At 58.5% G+C, this 17,894-nt stretch carries 18 protein-coding genes; 3 read left to right on the top strand and 15 right to left on the bottom strand.

Features of this window, described 5'->3' with window-relative positions:
• Nucleotides 1–154: 154 nt before the first annotated feature.
• The 3 genes from AC1RO5_RS22080 to AC1RO5_RS22070 form a co-directional block, all read right to left on the bottom strand.
• The gene (locus tag AC1RO5_RS22080; RefSeq protein ID WP_493177630.1) at nt 155–505 is read right to left on the bottom strand and encodes a phage holin family protein; all 351 of its coding nucleotides are present in this window, start codon (nt 503–505) and stop codon (nt 155–157) included.
• A gap of 70 nt (nt 506–575) precedes the next feature.
• Nucleotides 576–1,157 (bottom strand): DUF642 domain-containing protein, encoded by a 582-nt coding sequence (locus tag AC1RO5_RS22075; RefSeq protein WP_493177628.1) that lies wholly within the window; start codon nt 1,155–1,157, stop codon nt 576–578.
• Between the two features lie 510 nt (nt 1,158–1,667).
• Nucleotides 1,668–2,402, bottom strand: a complete 735-nt coding sequence (locus AC1RO5_RS22070) for an XRE family transcriptional regulator (RefSeq protein WP_007940538.1) — start codon at nt 2,400–2,402, stop codon at nt 1,668–1,670.
• A 199-nt stretch (nt 2,403–2,601) separates the two neighbouring features.
• On the opposite strand from AC1RO5_RS22070, the gene mutS reads away from it, so the two are divergent.
• Nucleotides 2,602–5,181: a DNA mismatch repair protein MutS gene (gene mutS, locus AC1RO5_RS22065; RefSeq protein ID WP_493177627.1), complete on the top strand. Its 2,580-nt coding sequence runs from the start codon at nt 2,602–2,604 to the stop codon at nt 5,179–5,181.
• Between the two features lie 142 nt (nt 5,182–5,323).
• Nucleotides 5,324–5,647, top strand: a complete 324-nt coding sequence (fdxA, locus tag AC1RO5_RS22060; RefSeq protein WP_007940535.1) for a ferredoxin FdxA — start codon at nt 5,324–5,326, stop codon at nt 5,645–5,647.
• Between the two features lie 613 nt (nt 5,648–6,260).
• Here fdxA and rpoS read toward each other — a convergent pair.
• From rpoS to AC1RO5_RS22020, 8 genes are all read right to left on the bottom strand, one after another.
• Nucleotides 6,261–7,268 (bottom strand): RNA polymerase sigma factor RpoS, encoded by a 1,008-nt coding sequence (rpoS, locus tag AC1RO5_RS22055; protein WP_007940534.1) that lies wholly within the window; start codon nt 7,266–7,268, stop codon nt 6,261–6,263.
• A 107-nt stretch (nt 7,269–7,375) separates the two neighbouring features.
• Nucleotides 7,376–8,233, bottom strand: a complete 858-nt coding sequence (locus AC1RO5_RS22050; protein WP_493177625.1) for a peptidoglycan DD-metalloendopeptidase family protein — start codon at nt 8,231–8,233, stop codon at nt 7,376–7,378.
• Nucleotides 8,234–8,444: 211 nt separating this feature from the next.
• Entirely contained in the window at nt 8,445–9,080 is a 636-nt protein-coding gene (locus AC1RO5_RS22045; RefSeq protein ID WP_173861137.1) for a protein-L-isoaspartate(D-aspartate) O-methyltransferase, read from the bottom strand.
• Between the two features lie 41 nt (nt 9,081–9,121).
• A complete protein-coding gene (gene surE / locus AC1RO5_RS22040; protein ID WP_019647814.1) occupies nt 9,122–9,871 on the bottom strand; it encodes a 5'/3'-nucleotidase SurE in 750 nt (249 codons plus the stop codon).
• Nucleotides 9,859–10,917, bottom strand: a complete 1,059-nt coding sequence (gene truD / locus AC1RO5_RS22035; protein WP_007940529.1) for a tRNA pseudouridine(13) synthase TruD — start codon at nt 10,915–10,917, stop codon at nt 9,859–9,861. The genes surE and truD overlap by 13 nt, the downstream gene beginning before the upstream one ends.
• Nucleotides 10,914–11,387 (bottom strand): 2-C-methyl-D-erythritol 2,4-cyclodiphosphate synthase, encoded by a 474-nt coding sequence (gene ispF / locus AC1RO5_RS22030; protein WP_018927000.1) that lies wholly within the window; start codon nt 11,385–11,387, stop codon nt 10,914–10,916. Before ispF ends, truD begins: the two co-directional genes overlap by 4 nt.
• Before the next feature lie 43 nt (nt 11,388–11,430).
• Nucleotides 11,431–12,276: an S-formylglutathione hydrolase gene (gene fghA, locus AC1RO5_RS22025; RefSeq protein ID WP_493177623.1), complete on the bottom strand. Its 846-nt coding sequence runs from the start codon at nt 12,274–12,276 to the stop codon at nt 11,431–11,433.
• 8 nt (nt 12,277–12,284) lie between these two features.
• Nucleotides 12,285–13,397: an S-(hydroxymethyl)glutathione dehydrogenase/class III alcohol dehydrogenase gene (locus tag AC1RO5_RS22020; protein ID WP_007907184.1), complete on the bottom strand. Its 1,113-nt coding sequence runs from the start codon at nt 13,395–13,397 to the stop codon at nt 12,285–12,287.
• 106 nt (nt 13,398–13,503) lie between these two features.
• Here AC1RO5_RS22020 and AC1RO5_RS22015 point away from each other — a divergent pair, with 106 nt between their 5' ends.
• The gene (locus AC1RO5_RS22015) at nt 13,504–14,400 is read left to right on the top strand and encodes a LysR substrate-binding domain-containing protein (protein ID WP_493177621.1); all 897 of its coding nucleotides are present in this window, start codon (nt 13,504–13,506) and stop codon (nt 14,398–14,400) included.
• A gap of 48 nt (nt 14,401–14,448) precedes the next feature.
• On the opposite strand, the gene ispD is transcribed toward AC1RO5_RS22015, so the two are convergent.
• The 4 genes from ispD to kdsA all read right to left on the bottom strand — a co-directional run bounded on the left by ispD (nt 14,449) and on the right by kdsA (nt 17,894).
• Nucleotides 14,449–15,156, bottom strand: coding sequence for a 2-C-methyl-D-erythritol 4-phosphate cytidylyltransferase (gene ispD / locus AC1RO5_RS22010; protein WP_493177620.1), 708 nt, complete (start codon nt 15,154–15,156; stop codon nt 14,449–14,451).
• Nucleotides 15,153–15,431, bottom strand: a complete 279-nt coding sequence (gene ftsB, locus AC1RO5_RS22005) for a cell division protein FtsB (protein ID WP_007907178.1) — start codon at nt 15,429–15,431, stop codon at nt 15,153–15,155. Before ftsB ends, ispD begins: the two co-directional genes overlap by 4 nt.
• A 170-nt stretch (nt 15,432–15,601) precedes the next feature.
• Nucleotides 15,602–16,891 carry a phosphopyruvate hydratase gene (gene eno, locus AC1RO5_RS22000; protein ID WP_007940523.1) on the bottom strand — a complete coding sequence of 430 codons (1,290 nt, stop codon included), beginning with the start codon at nt 16,889–16,891 and terminating at the stop codon, nt 15,602–15,604.
• Nucleotides 16,892–17,048: 157 nt separating this feature from the next.
• Entirely contained in the window at nt 17,049–17,894 is an 846-nt protein-coding gene (gene kdsA / locus AC1RO5_RS21995) for a 3-deoxy-8-phosphooctulonate synthase (RefSeq protein WP_015093773.1), read from the bottom strand.

The raw sequence follows: 17,894 nt of genomic DNA, 5'->3' as shown, positions 1-17,894 counted from the left end.
GCAGGCGATGTATTGATCCGGGTCGTCGATATTCGACACCTCCCAGGTGCGGGCGAATTTCGGGATGCCCAGCGGGTCTTCGAGCAGCGTCGGGTCGAGATACAGGGTTTGGGTAAATGAAACAGCTCAGGCGGCGTACTCCCGTGTCGCCGGTTCACTGTTGATCGGGATGAGAATCGCGCGATGGCACTTCACAAACGCCAATCCGCTTGGCGGCCCAGCGCTCGTAAAGTCCGATGGCCACGTCCGCCCCGGCCATCGCCGTCAGGCAGCCAAAGGCACCGGCGGCCCAGATCGACATGCCGGCGGCGTACAGCAGCATGATTGCCGAGACCCCGCAGATCATGCAGGCCCCGGACCGCAAGGCCAGACGCCGCAGCAGTGACCAGCCACGGGCGCCCTCCTTGTCCGCGCGCCACATTTCGCCGGACACCCCGCCCACCAGGGCAAGAACGATGACTAGCCAGATCGGCATGTCCAGCAACGCTTGTTGCTCGTTTGTCATGTCCCGCCTCCTTGGGATCGATGAGATGGGCCTCTCGAAAATGAGCCGCCTGGTTTGGATCGATAAAGAACTACAGCTTTTCAACGATCACGTTGTCGATGAAAGCGAAGTTGACGTACGGGTTCTGCTCATTGGAGAAGGCCAGAGTGGTTTGGGCCGTGGTCGCCGTGAAGTCATAAGTCACAGTGCTCCACTCGACAACGCCACCCTTGACCGTTGGCGTGTTGAAGGTGGCGGTCTGACCGGCGACCTTCACTTGCACGACACCATCACCGGATCGGCTGGCGTACACCGAATTGCCCAGGCTGAAGGTCAATCGATACTTGGCCCCTACTACGGTGGCGAAGTTCTGCTGAATGCCACCGCCGTTGCCATAAACATTGTTAGCCAGATCGACAATCACCGCGCCTTCCGCTGCGGCGGAGCCAGGAATCGAGGCGCGCACGTTGAAGTATTCGGCGCCCGACAGAAAGGTCGTCCAACCGGTGATGAAGTTGGCTTTCGCCGTCGTGTCCAGAACGCAACTGTCGCTGCAACCCGGTTGTTCAAAGCTGCCGTTGACCAGGAGGTTTGCGGCAGTAGCGCTGCCTGCAGCGCCGGACAGAGCCATGGCCAGCATCAGCGGGCCAATGATTTTGTTGAATACGTTCATGTTTTACCTATTGAGTCGAATGAATGGATTGCGCAGCGGTTTGCTGCAATGACGGCCCCGGATGAGGGCTGATATGCCTGATGTAGGCAGGCATTCCAAAAAGCCCGGTCGCCCAGGCTTTTCAGTAATGCGCTTGTGTGATCTTTCGGCGCTACTGGCGCGGTACGGATCGATTCAAATTGTTTTTCCGACCGCGGTCCCTGCCCGCCGGATAACTGCTTCTGGTGCTTTACGCTGCACACCCGGGTCAGTTGCCAACCCTCTGAACCGTTGAGGCCGGTTCATCGCTGCCTTTGTGATGGAACTAAAGAGCTTCGTTTCGAGCCGCTTTGTTGAGCGGCTTGAGACAAAGAATATGCATGGATGCATATACAGTCAATGCATAAATGCATTTATTTATGCATTAGAAATGCACGGACGCATGAAACCCCCGCAGACAAAGGCGCTGACGGTTTTCGGCAGACGAAAAAAAACCCGTCGGGCGACGGGTTTTATCTGACAGCGGTGAGGTTAACGGGCGTACATGCCCCACCAGAAGACGTGACCGAGGATGACGATTTGCTCTTCCTGGATTTCCTGGAAGCTGTAGTCCTCGTCCGGATGCTCATCACGATTGAAGCTACGCAGGCGAATCCCGGTCGGCAGGCGATAAAGCTGTTTCACCCGCAACTGGCCGTTGTGGTTGATGGCGTACAGGTCGCCGTCGATGATGTCGCCAATCCCGCATTTACCGGCATTCACCCCCACCGTAGCGCCGTCGCGCAGCACCGGCAACATGCTGTTGCCGCGCACGGTCACGCATTTGGCCTGGTCGAACTGCACACCGTTGTGGCGCAAGCTGCGCTTGCCGAAGCGCAGGCTAGAGCGCTCACTCTCTTCGATGACGAATCTTCCTGATCCAGCAGCCAATTCAACCTCGCGAAGAAAGGGGACCGACACCTCGTCGTCATCGACAGGCGTATCGTCGTCCCACAGGCTTATGTCCTTGAGTTCCGAATGCAATTCATCGCGCCCGGCGCTGGCAGCCGGCGCGACATCCGCCCGGCCCCGCAACTGATCGGTGCTCACAGCAAAGTATTCGGCAATCTTCGAGATATGTTTATCCGAAGGATCGACGATCTTCCCGCTGAGGATGCGCGAGAGAGTGGATTGAGGCACGCCGGTGCGACGGTGAAGCTCCGTGGGGGAGATCCCGTGCTGATCGAGCAGCGCTCTTAAGACAGTAGAAACATTGCGTTTTTGCATAACGCGAATAGTGCTTGATCTTTTTTCGGAAGACAAATGCCAAATTGCATAATTTGTGCATAGACCCACGAAAAATCGCCTTGAGGCTTTCATGCCTGCGTCGGGCGGACCGCCCATGGTAACCTTGCGCCCATCGCGGAAAAGCCGGGCCGATGCCCCTCCTTTGCCCTACACCTTTCAACGAATTTGCCTATATCCGATGAATAAAGCCGTCTCCGATCTGTCCTCCCACACGCCAATGATGCAGCAATACTGGCGCCTGAAGAACCAGCACCCCGACCAGCTGATGTTCTATCGCATGGGCGACTTCTACGAGATCTTCTATGAAGATGCGAAGAAGGCCGCCAAGTTGCTGGACATCACCCTGACGGCTCGTGGGCAATCGGCGGGTCAGGCGATTCCGATGTGTGGGATTCCTTACCACGCCGCGGAAGGTTACCTGGCGAAACTGGTAAAGCTCGGCGAATCGGTGGTGATCTGTGAGCAGGTTGGCGACCCGGCCACCAGCAAAGGCCCGGTGGATCGTCAGGTGGTGCGCATCATCACGCCCGGTACGGTCAGCGATGAAGCGCTGCTGGATGAGCGTCGGGACAACCTGATCGCGGCGGTGCTGGGTGACGAGCGTCTGTTCGGTCTGGCGGTGCTGGACATCACCAGCGGCAACTTCACGGTGCTGGAGATCAAGGGCTGGGAAAATCTGCTGGCGGAACTGGAGCGGGTCAACCCGGTTGAGCTGATGATCCCGGACGACTGGCCGAAGGACTTGCCGGCGGAGAAACGTCGTGGGGTCCGTCGCCGTGCGCCGTGGGATTTCGAGCGCGACTCGGCGCTGAAAAGTCTTTGCCAGCAGTTTTCCACCCAGGACCTGAAGGGTTTCGGCTGCGAGAACCTGACCCTGGCCATCGGCGCTGCTGGCTGCCTGCTCAGCTACGCCAAGGAAACCCAGCGCACTGCCCTGCCGCACTTGCGCAGCCTGCGTCATGAACGCCTGGACGACACCGTGGTGCTCGACGGCGCGAGCCGTCGTAACCTGGAGCTGGACACCAACCTGGCCGGCGGTCGTGACAACACGTTGCAATCGGTGGTCGACCGCTGCCAGACCGCCATGGGCAGCCGTTTGCTGACCCGCTGGCTGAACCGTCCGCTGCGGGATCTGACCGTATTGCTGGCACGCCAGACTTCGATTTCCTGCCTGCTCGACCGTTACCGTTTCGAGAAACTGCAACCGCAGCTCAAGGAAATCGGTGACATCGAGCGGATTCTGGCGCGGATCGGCCTGCGCAATGCCCGTCCTCGTGATCTGGCGCGTCTGCGCGATGCCCTCGGCGCACTACCAGAGTTGCAGGTGGCGATGGCCGAGCTTGAAGCTCCGCACATCATTCAACTGGCAACGACCACCAGCACCTATCCGGAACTGGCGGCGCTGCTGGAGAAAGCCATCATCGACAACCCGCCAGCGGTGATCCGTGACGGCGGCGTGTTGAAAACCGGTTACGACAACGAACTCGACGAGCTGCAATCGCTCAGCGAAAACGCCGGGCAGTTCCTGATCGATCTGGAAGCCCGGGAGAAGGCCCGCACCGGCCTGGCCAACCTCAAGGTCGGTTACAACCGCATTCACGGCTACTTCATTGAGTTGCCGAGCAAACAGGCCGAGTCGGCACCGGCGGACTATATCCGTCGCCAGACCCTCAAGGGCGCCGAGCGCTTCATCACCCCGGAACTGAAAGCGTTCGAAGACAAGGCACTGTCGGCCAAGAGCCGCGCCCTGGCACGCGAGAAGATGCTCTACGAAGCGCTGCTCGAAGACCTCATTGCCCAATTGCCGCCCTTGCAGGACACCGCTGCCGCGCTGGCCGAGCTGGACGTACTGAGCAACCTCGCCGAGCGTGCACTGAATCTGGACCTGAACTGCCCGCGCTTCGTCAGTGAGCCGTGCATGCGCATCAGCCAGGGTCGTCATCCGGTGGTCGAGCAAGTACTCACCACGCCGTTCGTGGCCAACGACCTGAGCCTCGACGACAGCACTCGCATGCTGGTGATCACCGGTCCGAACATGGGCGGTAAATCCACCTACATGCGCCAGACCGCGTTGATCGTGCTGCTGGCGCACATCGGTAGCTTCGTGCCGGCGGCCAGTTGCGAATTGTCCCTGGTCGATCGGATCTTTACCCGGATCGGCTCCAGCGATGACCTGGCGGGCGGGCGTTCGACCTTCATGGTCGAAATGAGTGAAACCGCGAACATCCTGCACAACGCCACCGAGCGCAGCCTGGTGCTGATGGACGAAGTCGGTCGCGGCACCAGCACCTTCGACGGTCTGTCCCTGGCCTGGGCCGCGGCCGAACGTCTGGCGCAGCTGCGGGCCTACACACTGTTCGCCACCCACTATTTCGAGCTGACGGTGCTACCGGAAGCCCAGCCGCTAGTGGCCAACGTGCACCTCAATGCCACCGAGCACAACGAACGCATCGTGTTCCTGCACCACGTGCTGCCTGGGCCTGCCAGCCAGAGCTACGGCCTGGCGGTTGCGCAGTTGGCCGGTGTGCCGAGCGAAGTGATCGTGCGTGCCCGTGAACACTTGAGTCGACTGGAATCCACGGCGCTGCCTCATGAAATGCCAGCGCCAGCCAAAGGCAAACCTGTGGCGCCACAGCAAAGCGACATGTTCGCCAGCCTGCCGCATCCGGTGCTGGATGAACTGGCCAAGCTCGACCTGGATGACCTGACACCACGCAGAGCATTGGAAATGCTCTATACATTAAAGACACGGATCTAACGCACTTGCCTGCAAGCTGATAGAATCTCGCGCGGTTTGGGATGCTGCAGGCTCATAGTCTGGCCTGCAGACTATCGCTCCCGAACCTGGCGACCCCGTCCTGAAGGGGCTCCGCTGCCGCCGCCTGAGGAGAAAATTAGAAATGACCTTCGTCGTCACCGACAACTGCATCAAGTGCAAGTACACCGACTGCGTAGAAGTCTGTCCGGTGGACTGCTTTTACGAAGGCCCGAACTTCCTGGTGATTCACCCGGATGAGTGCATCGACTGCGCACTGTGCGAACCAGAATGCCCTGCCGTGGCCATCTTCTCTGAAGATGAAGTTCCCGCCGGCATGGAAAACTTCATTCAGCTGAACATGGAATTGGCCGAGGTATGGCCAAACATCACTGAACGGAAAGATCCATTGCCCGACTCCGCTGAATGGGATGGCAAGCCAGGCAAGATCGAACACCTCGAACGCTGATTTCCCTCGCGTTCCCGAAAAGGCCCCTTGCGGGCCTTTTTGCTTTTCCGAAGATCAAAAGTAAAAAATCAAAGATCAAAAGAAAGATCAAAAAATCGCAGCCTTCGGCAGCTCCTACGCGCCTGTGGGCGCTGCCGAAGGTTGCGATCTTTTGATTCTTGATCTTTTGCTTTTCTGCAGGCAAAAAAAAGGGGCGGTTTGACCCGCCCACATTTCTTCCCTATTCCATGTATTCCTTTTCATCGTCCTGATGAATCGCATCCTGCGATGTCCGTTCCCCTCTTCCTTGAAGGGCGTGTCTATCCGTCGACACAGTTCAAATACTAGAGGATTCCCTACCAAGAGCAATCGGCCGCTATGGCTGAAATCATCTGTAATATGCTGTTAACTTAATAAAATAAGCATATAAATCAATAACTTATAAAGAAAGAATCCTTCGAATAGACAACTGCCAGGGTGTAAAAATAATGAACACTTACGAAAGAGTAAGCAAAGACTTACACCACGAGACTACAAACCTGAGGTGGCGCCAATACCAACGCACCTCTCATCTTCCCGACAGCAAAAAGCCCCGAACCAGTCGGGGCTTTTTGTTGCCGGTTGAGCAAATGGCTTATTGGAACAGCGACTCACTCGACAGGCCGTTTTTCTCGAGAATCTCCCGAAGACGCTTGAGGCCTTCAACCTGGATTTGCCTGACCCGCTCCCGGGTAAGGCCGATTTCCAGGCCGACATCTTCAAGCGTACTGCTCTCGTGACCTCGCAAGCCGAAGCGGCGTACGACCACCTCGCGTTGCTTGTCGGTCAGCTCCGAGAGCCATTGATCGATGCTCTGCGACAGGTCGTCATCCTGCAACAGTTCACATGGATCGGTCGGGCGGTCGTCGGTCAGGGTGTCCAGCAGGGTTTTATCCGAATCCGGACCCAGCGAGACGTCGACCGAAGAGACCCGCTCGTTCAGGCCAAGCATGCGCTTGACCTCGCCTACCGGTTTCTCCAGCAGGTTGGCAATTTCTTCGGGTGAGGGTTCATGGTCGAGCTTTTGAGTCAGCTCCCGTGCAGCCCGCAAGTACACGTTGAGCTCTTTGACCACATGAATAGGTAGCCGGATGGTCCGGGTCTGATTCATGATCGCGCGTTCGATGGTCTGACGAATCCACCAGGTGGCGTAGGTCGAAAAGCGGAAGCCGCGTTCCGGATCGAACTTTTCCACTGCCCGGATCAGGCCGAGGTTACCCTCTTCGATCAGGTCCAGCAGCGACAGCCCACGATTGACGTAACGCCGGGCGATTTTCACCACCAGCCGCAGGTTGCTTTCAATCATGCGCTTGCGCCCGGCCGGATCACCACTTTGCGACAGGCGCGCAAAATGAACTTCTTCTTCCGGGGAGAGCAATGGGGAAAAGCCGATTTCGTTGAGGTACAGCTGCGTGGCATCGAGTGCCCGGGTGTAGTCGATGTACTTGTGTTGCTTTAACGAAGCGGAGTGTCTGGATTTGGCACGAACGGAAGGTGGTGCATCCCCTTCATCATTCGACATCGAATCCATAGCGATGCCGGTCTCCATAAGGAGAACCTCATCGTCGATGTCAAACTCCGGCACTTCTTTACTGAGAGCCATTGTTATAGTCCTTTGGTGAGTTCGACCTCAAGCTCAAGCGGCGCCTTGATCCCTGGCAACGCTGGAGCCTGTTCCCTCTACGTGACGGAACAGGCTTGGCTAACAAATCAACGACGTGGCAGGAACTGCAGCGGATCTACAGGTTTACCTTGTCGGCGAATCTCAAAATGCAGTTTCACCCGGTCTGTACCCGTTGACCCCATTTCGGCAATTGTCTGTCCGACTTTGACCTGCTGCCCCTCCCGAACCAACAGCCTGCGGTTATGACCGTAGGCACTGACGTAGGTATCGCTGTGTTTGATGATGACTAATTCGCCGTAGCCCCTTAAGCCACTCCCGGCGTATACCACCGTCCCATCAGACGCAGCTAAAACAGGCTGTCCCAAATCTCCGGCGATATCAATTCCTTTATTCAAACTACCGTTTGAAGAGAATTTTCCAATGAGAATGCCACTAGAAGGCCACCCCCAGCCCGTCGGGGCCGGACCGGCAGGAGGCAGTGGAGCGGGTGCCGGTTTGCTGGCGACGGACGGTGCGAGCACCGTTGTACTGGTCGTTGTGCCATTTGCCTGACGCCGAATTACCGTGGTTTTGCTCGACGACGAAGGCGAGGAACTGGACGAACTCACCACCGCTGTCGGCGTTGAATCGTTGCGACCGTCGAAGCGAATCGTCTGACCCGGATGGATCGTGTAAGGCGTAGGAATGTTGTTCCGTGCCGCGAGGGCTTTGTAGTCCCAGCCGTAGCGAAAGGCGATGGAAAACAACGTGTCCTTGGGTCGAACAACGTACTGGCCGGTGGTGACGGCCGGACGCTGGGCGACCGCATTGTTGCGATCGACAACTCCCACGCTACTCGATTTGGTGCTGGAGCAACCGACCAGCAAGGTACTCAAGACAAGACCAGTCACCAGACGCTGAAAGCTCGTTATACCCATTCGCTGCGCAACGACTGTGAGACTCACCCGCCGCTCCCTTTGTGGTGGCTGAAAATATGAATTGCCGTGTTTCGGCACGAAATGTCGCAAGTATAACGGGCCGAACAGGCTTTACCTTTAATGAAGCGGATTCGCTTCACGCACACGTTTGCTGCCTGACGATGAATTCCGTTTAACCCATCGATGCCGCTGTAAGACCCGGGCAATCGAAGAGAATTCAGCGCGCTGAAACAAATGCTCAGGCCAGCGGCCCGTTGAGCAGTGGCACAAAGCGCACCGCCCCCAGAACACGCCTGGAAAAGCCCTGTTCTTCACGGATGATCAGCATCAATTGTTGAACTTCACCAGAGCCGACCGGAATCACCAGTCGCCCGCCCGGTGCCAATTGATCGAGCAGCGCCTGAGGCACGTCGGTGGCCACGGCGGTAACAATGATGCCGTTGTAAGGCGCCAGCGCCGGCCAGCCCTCCCAGCCATCGCCCCAGCGAAATACCACATTGCGCAGGTTCAGCTCCACCAGGCGCTCCTTGGCTCGATCTTGCAGAACCTTGATGCGCTCGACGGAAAAAACCCGCTCGACCAGTTGCGACAGCACCGCTGTCTGGTAACCCGAACCAGTGCCGATTTCCAGCACCTTGTCCAACGGGCCGGCCTCCAGCAGCAGCTCGCTCATGCGCGCCACCATATAAGGCTGGGAGATGGTCTGGTTATGGCCAATCGGTAGCGCCGTATCTTCATAAGCGCGGTGGGCCAGCGCCTCATCGACGAACAGGTGACGCGGTGTGCGGCGGATGACTTCCAGCACCTTGGCGTTGGACACCCCTTCTTCATAGAGGCGCTGAATCAGACGCTCACGGGTCCGCTGGGAGGTCATCCCGATGCCGCGGTGCAGAATATCGTCTTGTTCACGAGCCATTAGCGCAGCCCCTCCAGCCAGCCATCGAGACTACTGAAGGCATCATTAAAGGTGCGATCCAGTTGCAGTGGCGTGATTGAAACATAGCCTTGCATCACCGCATGGAAATCGGTGCCCGGGCCGCCATCTTCGGCGTCCCCCGCCGCAGCGATCCAGTAACCGGATTTACCGCGCGGATCGACCACTTTTATCGGCGCAGCGGCCCGGGCGCGATGGCCCAGGCGGGTCAGCTGGATACCGCGGATATGCTCCAGCGGCAAGTTGGGAATGTTCACGTTCAGTACCGTGCGCGGTGGCAGATCAAGGTCCGCGTGGGCCTCTACCAGTTTGCGCGCAAAATAGGCCGCCGTGGGAAGGTTCTCCACTTGCCGTGAGACAAACGAAAAGGCAAACGAAGGACGCTCCAGGAAACGTCCCTCAAGGGCCGCCGCCACAGTACCGGAATACAGCACGTCGTCCCCCAGGTTCGCACCCAGGTTAATCCCGGAAACCACCATGTCCGGCTCAAACTCCAGCAAGCCGTTAAGGCCCAGGTGCACGCAATCGGTGGGCGTTCCGTTGAGGCTGATAAAGCCATTGGCCAAGGTATGCGGGTGCAACGGACGGTCGAGCGTCAGCGAGCTGCTGGCGCCGCTTTTGTCCTGGTCCGGGGCGATAACCACGCATTCGGTGTAATCCGCCAGCGCAGCATAAAGCGCGGCGAGACCGGGTGCGGTTACCCCATCGTCGTTAGAAATCAGAATACGCATGGGCTGTCCGTCTGCCCCACCGGCACCAGATCGACGAGTTCACGCACCAATACGGTGGCGAAGCATCCGGCCGGGAGGACGAATTCCAGTTGCAGAATGTCAGGCTCGGGATAATGCCACGTCAACCCGCCAATGGGCAGCCGCAGGATGCGACGTTCGTGGCTCATACCGGCGTTAATCAACCAATCACGCAGATCCGCTTCGCGCGCAGCGATTGCCTGCTCCAGTTCATGGACAGCACCCGACGCCGGCGAGTCACCTTCGCCCCACTGCGGTCCGGTCGGGTGCAGGTCGAGAATTGCCAGGCGCGGGTCGCTGCATTCGGCCTCGCCCGCCGGGAAGAAACTGCGGCTGTCGGTGAACGCCAGCAGATCGCCGACCTGAGCACGCTGCCAGGTACCATCGGCGACACGCGCTGCCAGCACCTGATTAAACAGAAAACTGCGCGCGGTTGAGAGCAGGCGCGACCGCACATTGCGTTGTTCCGGCAGGGCCTTGCGCGCTGCCCAGGCACGGGCGTCGACGACGTTGCCGCCGTCATGCCCGAAACGCTGGGCGCCAAAATAATTGGGAATACCTTGTCTGGCGATCAGTTGCAAACGCTCTTCGATCGCCGCCTTGTCGCCCGCAAACTGGGTCAGACGCAAGGTAAAGCCGTTGGCCGAATGGGCACCGCGTTGCAGTTTGCGTCTGTGCCGACCGGTCTTGAGAATCTTCAGCGTGTCGTTTTCCGCTGCCGACAGATCGGGATCGGCCTTGCCGGGCAGTTGCACGCTGAACCACTGGCGAGTCAGCGCCTGACGGTCCTTGAGGCCCGCGTAGCTGACGGTACGCAACGGCACGCCCGCTGCCTTGGCAATCCGCCGTGCCGCTTCTTCGGTATTCAGACCGCGCTTTTCCACCCAGATCCACAGGTGTTCACCGTCGCCGCTAAGGGGAATATCGAGGACTTCATCGACCTGGAAATCTTCCGCCGTGGCTTTCAGCACCGCACTGCCGAGAGCTTCACCATAGGCCCGTGGGCCGAGCAATTGCGCCTCGTTCATGCGCGCAGCAACAAGGCAACGGAGTGCACGGCAATACCTTCTTCGCGACCGACAAAGCCAAGCTTTTCGGTGGTGGTAGCTTTCACGTTCACTTGATCCAACTCAACTTGAAGATCCGCGGCAATCAGCGCGCGCATCGATTCGATATGCGGGGCCATTTTCGGGGCCTGGGCGACGATGGTGTTATCGACGTTGCCGACTTTCCAGCCTTTGGCGTGGATCAGTGCGACGACATGACGCAACAGCGCACGGCTGTCGGCGCCCTTGAATTGCGGGTCGGTGTCCGGAAAATGCTTGCCGATATCACCCAGCGCGGCAGCGCCGAGCAACGCATCGCTCAAGGCGTGCAGCAGGACATCACCGTCGGAATGGGCAAGCAGCCCGAAGCTGTGTGCAATCCGCACACCGCCCAGCGTGATGAAATCGCCTTCACCGAAACGGTGCACATCATAGCCGTGGCCAATACGCATAAAAAAACGCCCCGATTTTTGTCAGGGCGTGATTCTACCTGCATTAGAGGCCTAGAGCGCGTCCGTGATGCAGCAAGTGGTCGTCGATGAAACTGGCGATGAAGAAATAGCTGTGGTCGTAGCCGGGTTGCAAACGCAACGTCAGCGGATGACCAGCCAGTTTAGCCGCCTGTTGCAGGGCTTCAGGCTTGAGCTGGGTGGCGAGGAAATCGTCGCGATCCCCCTGATCCACCAGCAGCGGCAGCTTCTCGTCGGCCTCGGCGATCAATGCACAGGCATCCCACTCGCGCCATTTCGACCGGTCTTCACTCAAGTAGCGGGAAAAGGCTTTCTGCCCCCACGGGCAATCGATCGGATTGTTGATCGGCGAGAATGCCGATACCGACTGATAACGCCCCGGATTGCGCAACGCGCAGACCAGCGCACCGTGGCCGCCCATGGAGTGACCGCTGATGCCGCGCTTGTCCGATGCAGGGAAATGCGCTTCGACCAATGTCGGCAATTCCTGCACGACATAGTCATGCATCCGATAGTGCCGCGACCACGGTTCCTGCGTGGCATTCAGATAAAACCCGGCACCGAGACCGAAGTCCCAGGCGCCATCCGGATCACCCGGCACTTCGGGACCGCGCGGGCTGGTGTCCGGTGCGACGATGATCAGCCCAAGCTCGGCGGCCATGCGCATGGCGCCGGCCTTCTGCATGAAGTTCTCGTCGGTGCAGGTCAGGCCAGACAACCAGTACAGCACCGGCAGCTTGCCGCCCTGCTCCGCTTGCGGCGGCAGGTACACGGCAAACACCATGTCGCAGCCGAGCACGTCGGAGCGGTGCCGGTAGCGCTTGTGCCAGCCGCCGAAGCTTTTCTGGCAGGAGATATTTTCCAGGCTCATGACCGACCTCAGAAATGAATGACGCTACGGATGCTTTTGCCTTCATGCATCAGGTCAAACGCCTTGTTGATATCTTCCAGGCCCATGGTGTGAGTGATGAAGGTATCCAGCGGGATCTCGCCGGTCTGGGCCATTTCGACGTAACTTGGCAACTCGGTACGCCCGCGCACACCACCGAACGCCGAACCGCGCCAGACGCGACCAGTGACCAACTGGAACGGACGGGTGGAGATTTCCTGGCCGGCGCCGGCCACACCGATGATGACCGACTCGCCCCAACCTTTGTGGCAGCACTCAAGTGCAGCACGCATCAACTGCACGTTGCCGATGCATTCGAACGAGAAGTCGACGCCGCCATCGGTCATGTCGACGATCACTTCCTGGATCGGGCGATCGAAGTCTTTCGGGTTCACGCAGTCCGTGGCGCCCAATTGCTTGGCGATTTCGAACTTGGCAGGGTTGATGTCGATGGCGATGATCCGGCCAGCCTTGGCTTTGACCGCGCCGATCACGGCAGACAGTCCGATGCCGCCCAGACCGAAGATGGCGACAGTGTCACCCGGTTTGACCTTGGCAGTGTTGATCACCGCACCGATGCCGGTGGTGACGCCACAGCCCAGCAGGCAGACTTTTTCCAGCGGTGCTTCTTTAGGAATTTTGGCGACGGAGATTTCCGGCAGCACGGTGTACTCGGAAAACGTCGAGGTGCCCATGTAGTGGAAAATCGTTTCGCCCTTGTAGGAAAAGCGCGAAGTGCCGTCCGGCATCAGGCCTTTACCCTGGGTTGCACGAATCGCCTGGCAGAGGTTGGTTTTGCCCGACAGACAGAATTTGCACTTGCCACATTCCGGGGTATACAGCGGGATCACATGATCACCGACGGCAACCGAAGTCACGCCCTCGCCGATCGCTTCGACCACCGCGCCACCTTCGTGACCCAGGATCGACGGGAAGATACCTTCCGGGTCCGCGCCCGAGAGGGTGTAGGCATCGGTATGGCAGACACCGGAAGCGACGACGCGCAGCAGGACTTCACCCGCCTTGGGCATGGCGACATCGACTTCAACGATCTCGAGGGGCTTTTTGGCCTCGAAGGCAACGGCGGCGCGCGACTTGATCATGCTGACTCTCCAGTGAATAAAAACGAGACAATGAGTGTAATACAGCGGCATACGATGAATAATCAGGACAAAAGCAAAACATTATTGCCATGCAGGGATAATCCTGATGTCCGAAAACCGCTGGGAAGGCATCGATGAGTTCGTCGCCGTGGCCGAGTGCAACCAATTCACCGCCGCTGCTGAACGCCTTGGGGTGTCTTCCTCCCACATCAGTCGCCAAATCGTACGACTCGAAGAGCGCCTGCAGACCCGTTTGCTCTATCGCAGTACCCGCCGGGTCACACTGACCGAGGCCGGGCAAACCTTTCTGCAACATTGCCAGCGTCTGCAGGATGGTCGCGAAGAGGCATTGCGCGCTGTCGGCGACCTGACCAGCGAACCCAAGGGCATGCTGCGCATGACTTGCGCCGTGGCCTACGGCGAACGATTCATCGTGCCGCTGGTGACTCGCTTCATGGGCATATATCCGCAACTGCGTGTCGACATCGAACTGAGCAACCGCCCGCTCGATCTGGTGCATGAAGGGCTGGACCTGGCCATCCGACTTGGCCGTCTACAGGATTCAAGATTGGTCGCGACCCGTTTGGCACCACGGCGCATGTACCTGTGCGCCTCGCCGTCCTACCTGGAACGGTATGGTCGCCCACACAGTTTGTCGGAGCTGAGTCGTCATAACTGCCTTATCGGCAGCTCGGATATCTGGCAACTGGAACAGAACGGACGGGAATTTTCCCAGCGAGTACAGGGAAACTGGCGCTGCAACAGTGGGCAGGCGGTGCTGGATGCCGCGCTACAAGGGGTTGGGTTGTGTCAGTTGCCGGACTACTACGTGCTGGAGCACCTGAAAAACGGCGAATTGATCTCGCTGCTGGAAGCCCACCAACCGCCGAACACAGCGGTTTGGGCGCTTTATCCGCAGCAGCGGCATCTGTCGCCAAAAGTGCGCAAGTTGGTGGATTATTTGAAGGAAGGGTTGGCCGAACGGCCGGAGTATCGGGTTTAAGAGCAAAAGTTCGCAGCCTGCGGCAGTTCCTGCATAGGCTGCGATCTTTTAACGACGGTTCGCCCAACGCTGGCGCAACCACTCCAGATCTTCGGGGCGAGTAACTTTGATGTTATCGGATCGACCTTCGATCAAACGGGGCGCCATACCTGCCCACTCCATCGCCGAGGCTTCATCGGTGATGACAGCATCCGCCACCAGGCTATCCGCCAACGCCCGATGCAATGCTCCAAGGCGAAACATCTGGGGTGTATAAGCCTGCCAGATCACACTGCGATCCACCGTTTCCAGCACACGCCCGTGCTTGTCGACCCGTTTGAGAGTGTCGCGCGCAGGCACCGCCAATAGGCCGCCCACCGGGTCGTCAGCCAGTTCACTGAGCAATTTATCAAGATCATCGCGCGCCAGATTCGGTCGCGCGGCATCGTGAACCAACACCCAATCCTCATCGTCAGCGCCCTGGGCATGCAGATGCAGCAAGGCGTTGAGCACTGATCCGGAACGCTCGGCGCCGCCTTCAACCCGCTGAATACGCGGATCGGCAGCACAGGCCAGATTCGGCCAGTAAGGATCGTCAACAGCAAGACTGACCACCAACCCCTTCAGGGCAGGATGATCGAGGAAACAGCCGAGGCTGTGTTCGAGAATAGTGCGCCCGCCCAGTTGCAAGTATTGCTTGGGACGGTCCGCGGCCATACGGGCACCGACGCCCGCGGCAGGAATCACGGCCCAGAAGGCCGGTAACGACTCAATCATTGGGCCAACTGGTAAAGGGTTTCACCATCCTTGACCATCCCCAACTCATGGCGAGCCCGTTCCTCAACGGTCTCCATGCCCTTTTTCAATTCACTGACTTCGGCGTCCATCACTCGGTTGCGCTCCAGCAACGCCTCGTTCTCGGCGTGTTGATCCGCAATCTGCTGCTTCAGTTCGGCCACTTGCGCCAGACTGCCATTACCCACCCACAGGCGGTACTGCAGGCCAGCCAGCAGCAAGAGCAAGACGAGGAACAACCAATTGGGACTGCGCATCGAATATCAGGTATCCAGTGAAAAAAGACAGCCATGCCAAACTTTGAAGCTTCTGATAGCACGAAGCCTGGAAGAACCAGGCTTGTGCTCTTAAGGCATCAGATTAGTGGCAAATCCGTCGCTGTCGCGATTTTTCCGACACAATCCGGTGTCTTTTTATCGTTTACCACTCAGCCGCGGAACTCGCTGCGACCGTTGTACTTGGCTTTGCCATTCAACTGCTCTTCGATACGCAGCAGTTGGTTGTACTTGGAAACGCGGTCGGAACGGCACAGCGAACCGGTCTTGATCTGGCCAGCCGAGGTGCCCACGGCCAGGTCGGCAATGGTCGAATCTTCGGTTTCGCCGGAGCGGTGCGAGATCACGGCGGTGTAACCAGCGGCCTTGGCCATCTGGATGGCTTCCAGGGTTTCGGTCAGGGTGCCGATCTGGTTGAACTTGATCAGGATCGAGTTGGCGATCTTTTTGTCGATGCCTTCTTTCAGGATCTTGGTGTTGGTCACGAACAGGTCGTCGCCTACCAGCTGAGTCTTCTCGCCGATCTTGTCGGTGAGGATTTTCCAGCCAGCCCAGTCGGACTCGTCCAGACCGTCTTCGATGGAGATGATCGGGTAACGCTCGGTCAGACCTTTCAGGTAGTCGGCGAAACCTTCAGCAGTGAACACCTGGCCTTCGCCGGACAGGTTGTACTTGCCATCTTCGTAGAATTCGCTGGCCGCGCAGTCCAGGGCCAGGGTCACGTCGGTGCCCAGCTTGTAACCGGCGTTGGCCACGGCTTCGGAGATCACTTTCAAAGCGTCTTCGTTGGAAGCCAGGTTCGGCGCGAAACCACCTTCGTCACCGACGGCAGTGCTCAGGCCACGAGCCTTCAGAACGGCTTTGAGGTGATGGAAAATCTCGGTGCCCATGCGCAGACCTTCCGAGAAAGACTTGGCGCCAACCGGCTGCACCATGAATTCCTGGATGTCGACGTTGTTATCGGCGTGCTCGCCACCGTTGATGATGTTCATCATCGGAACCGGCATCGAGTAAACACCCGGGGTGCCGTTCAGGTTGGCAATGTGAGCGTACAGCGGCAGGTCCTGGTCCTGTGCTGCTGCCTTGGCTGCGGCCAGGGAAACGGCGAGGATCGCGTTGGCGCCCAGGGTCGCTTTGTTTTCGGTGCCATCAAGCTTGATCATCGCGTGATCCAGCGCTTTCTGGTCGCTTGGGTCTTTGCCCAGCAACAGGTCACGGATCGGACCGTTGATGTTGGCTACGGCCTTGAGCACGCCTTTACCCAGGTAACGGCTCTTGTCGCCATCACGCAGCTCGAGCGCTTCACGCGAGCCAGTGGAAGCACCGGATGGCGCGCAAGCGCTGCCGATGATGCCGTTATCGAGAAGCACGTCTGCTTCCACAGTGGGATTGCCACGGGAGTCGAGAACTTCACGACCTTTGATGTCGACGATTTTTGCCATTGTTGTAAACACTCCAAAGTTGACGAAAACGACGCAGCTGAAGGAAATCTTTTATCGTCGGCAAGTGACAGACAGCGGGCAGGCTTGCGGACGATAAGGCTCAAGCCCGAGGGCCTGAGCATTTAAACCGTGCGGTACTTTACCGGAGAATTGAGGTTTACGCGGTTTCTACCGTCGGAAAACTCTTCACCAGTTCGTCCAGTGCTTTGAGCTGGGCCAGGAATGGCTCCAGTTTGTCCAGACGCAAGGCGCAAGGGCCGTCACATTTGGCGTTGTCCGGGTCCGGATGGGCTTCAAGGAACAACCCGGCCAGCGACTGGCTCATGCCGGCCTTGGCGAGGTCAGTGACCTGGGCACGACGACCGCCGGCGGAATCGGAGCGACCGCCAGGCATTTGCAGCGCATGGGTCACGTCGAAGAACACCGGGTATTCGAACTGCTTCATGATGCCGAAGCCGAGCATGTCGACCACGAGATTGTTGTAGCCGAAGCTCGAACCACGTTCGCAGAGGATCAACTGATCGTTACCGGCTTCCACGCACTTGTTCAGGATGTGTTTCATTTCCTGAGGCGCGAGGAACTGGGCTTTCTTGATGTTGATCACCGCGCCGGTCTTGGCCATCGCGACCACGAGGTCGGTCTGGCGCGACAGGAAGGCCGGCAGCTGGATGATGTCGCAGACTTCAGCGACGACCGCGGCCTGATCAGGCTCATGGACGTCGGTGATGATCGGCACGCCGAAGGCTTGCTTGATGTCCTGGAAAATCCGCATGCCCTCTTCCAGGCCAGGGCCACGGTAAGAGGTCACAGAAGAACGATTCGCCTTGTCGAAACTGGCCTTGAACACGTAAGGGATACCGAGTTTTTCGGTGACCTTTACGTACTCTTCGCAGACCTGCATCGCCATATCACGGCTTTCCAGCACGTTCATGCCACCGAACAGCACCATTGGCTTGTCGTTGGCAATCTCGATATCGCCTACGCGGATGATCTTCTGCGCCAT

The sequence above is a fragment of the Pseudomonas sp. GW822-FHT02G04 genome (assembly GCF_058802085.1).
Note: the sequence above shows the minus strand (reverse complement) of the source record. Positions and strands in the feature narration are given on the sequence as shown.